Source organism: Stenotrophomonas sp. HMWF003 (assembly GCF_003061285.1).
GTDB classification, from domain to species: Bacteria; Pseudomonadota; Gammaproteobacteria; order Xanthomonadales; family Xanthomonadaceae; genus Stenotrophomonas; species Stenotrophomonas maltophilia_AP.
Genome location: NZ_QAIW01000448.1, coordinates 30,688 through 32,834, shown reverse-complemented (window position 1 = coordinate 32,834; position 2,147 = coordinate 30,688). Strand labels below are relative to the sequence as shown.

Genomic DNA, 2,147 nt, shown 5'->3' with positions numbered 1-2,147 from the left:
GCACCCGCTCGGTGAACTCCAGCTCCAGTGCGCTGCCGGGCAGGCCGAACTCGTCCAGTACCTGGCGCACGTGGCGGGCCAGGTCCTCGCCGACGAACTGCCGGTAGGACACGTTCACCGCCACCCGCACGATGCCCAGCCCGGCATCCTGCCACTGGCGCACCTGGCGGCAGGCCTCGCGCAGTACCCACAAGCCGATCCGCACGATGTCACCGGTGCTTTCGGCATGTGCAATGAAGATGTCCGGGCGCAGCTCGCCCAGCTGCGAGTTGCGCCAGCGGATCAGGGCCTCGGCAGCCACCATGCGGCCGTCGTGCAGGCTGACCTGCGGCTGGTAGACCAGGTGGAACTCATCGTCGTCCAGCGCGCGGTGCAGGCGGCTTTCGATCTGCAGGCGGTCGTGCTGGCGCTGCGCCAGCTCCGGTGAAAACACCTGCCAGCCGTTGCGGGTGCGGCGCTTGCAGTCGTACATGGCGATGTCGGCGTTCTGGATCAGCTGCTGCGGGCGCAGCCCATCCTGCGGCGCGCGCGCGATGCCGATGCTGGTGGTGACCGCGAATTCGTCGCTGCCGAAGCGGAACGGGGTGCTGAACCCGCGCGTGATCGCCTCGGCCAGGCGCTCGGGCTGGTCGGCCTGGTCGCGGGTGTCGCAGACCACCAGGAATTCGTCGCCGCCGAAGCGCGCCAGCAGCCCTTCGGTGCCGATCGCGGTGGCGATGCGGCGGGTGGCGTCGATCAGCAGTTCGTCGCCGGCGTTGTGGCCCAGCAGGTCGTTGACGGTCTTGAACCGGTCCAGGTCGATGTACAGCACCGCCACCCGGCAATGGGTGGGGTTGGCCATGCGCGCGGCCAGGTCGTTGAGCACTGCATCGCGGTTCATGATGCCGGTGAGCGGGTCGGTACGCGCCTGGATGCGCAGGGTTTCCTCGGCCTGCTTGCGCGCGGTGATGTCCTGCACGGTGCCGGCGATGCGCGCGGCATCCACGTCGCCCGCTTCGGCCTCGCCGATCATGCGCACCCAGAACGAATGGCCGTCGCTGCGCTGGCCCTGCAGCTCCAGCTCGAACGGCACCTGCTTGTCGATCACGTCCAGCAGTGCCTGCTGCAGCTGCGAGCGGTCGTCCACGCGCAGGCATTCCAGCAGGTGCGCCATGTCGTGCAGGGGCAGCTCCTGGCCAAGGATGCGGTTGGCCTCGTCGGTAAGGTACAGCCGCTGCAGGCCGCGGTCCCACTCCCAGCCGCCGATGTGCGCCAGCGACTGGGCGCGGTCGAACAGCGCGTTGGTGCGCTTGAGTTCGGTGATGTCGCTGAACATGCCGAACACGTGGTCCGGGCAGTCGCGGCCGGTGCCGAACACCGGCACGTTGGTGGTGGAGATCCAGATCATGCGGCCGCGCGGGCGGTGGTACAGCCCGACGATGGTGCTGCGGATGATCCGGCCGGTGCGCAGCGACACTGCCGCCGGCCATTGCTCACGGGTGAGCGGGTGGCCGTGTTCGTCCACGCAGATCCAGTCGTCCGGGGCCAGCATCGTCTGCAGGCTGCCGCCGTTGCCGGCGGTGCCCAGGATGCGGTGCGCGGCCGGGTTGGCCGAGACCACGCGCAGGTGGCTGTCGAACAGGACCACGCCCTTGTCGATCGATTCCATCAGCAACCGGTAGCGCGATTCGGCCTGCCAGCGGCTGCTCAGGTCGCGCGCCACGGCCACGATGCAGTGCTCGCCTTGGTGCTCGAATCCGGCCGAGTGCACCTCCACCGGGAAGCGGCTGCCGTCGCCGCGCATGTTGGTGACTTCGATGACGTAGGTTTCGCCCCGGTGCAGCGCTTCCCACACCGGGTCCAGGTGGTCGTTGGGCAGGTCGGGGTTGAGCAGTTCGATCGGCTGCCCGACGATGTCCTCGCGCGGGCGGCCATAGGCGCGCACGCCGGCCTTGTTGAGGTCCAGCACCACGCCCGTTTCGCTCAGGATGCTGACCGGGTCCGGCACGGCATCGAACAGTGCGGCATACCGGCGCAGCGCCAGCTGGCGATCGTCCATTGCCTCCTGCAGCGCCTGCTGCACCTCGCGCAGCAGGGTGTGCAGGTCGGCCTGGTCCGGCGGGCTCGCCAGGGCGCGATCCATGGCGGCCAGCGCGTGAACGTGGGCG

At 69.4% G+C, this 2,147-nt stretch carries 1 protein-coding gene; it reads right to left on the bottom strand.

Annotation, left to right across the window (positions count from 1 at the left end):
• On the bottom strand, positions 1-2,122 hold a 2,122-nt coding region (locus DBR34_RS19915), incomplete at its 3' end, for a diguanylate cyclase (RefSeq protein WP_258224183.1).
• Between the last annotated feature and the right edge of the window lie 25 nt (positions 2,123-2,147).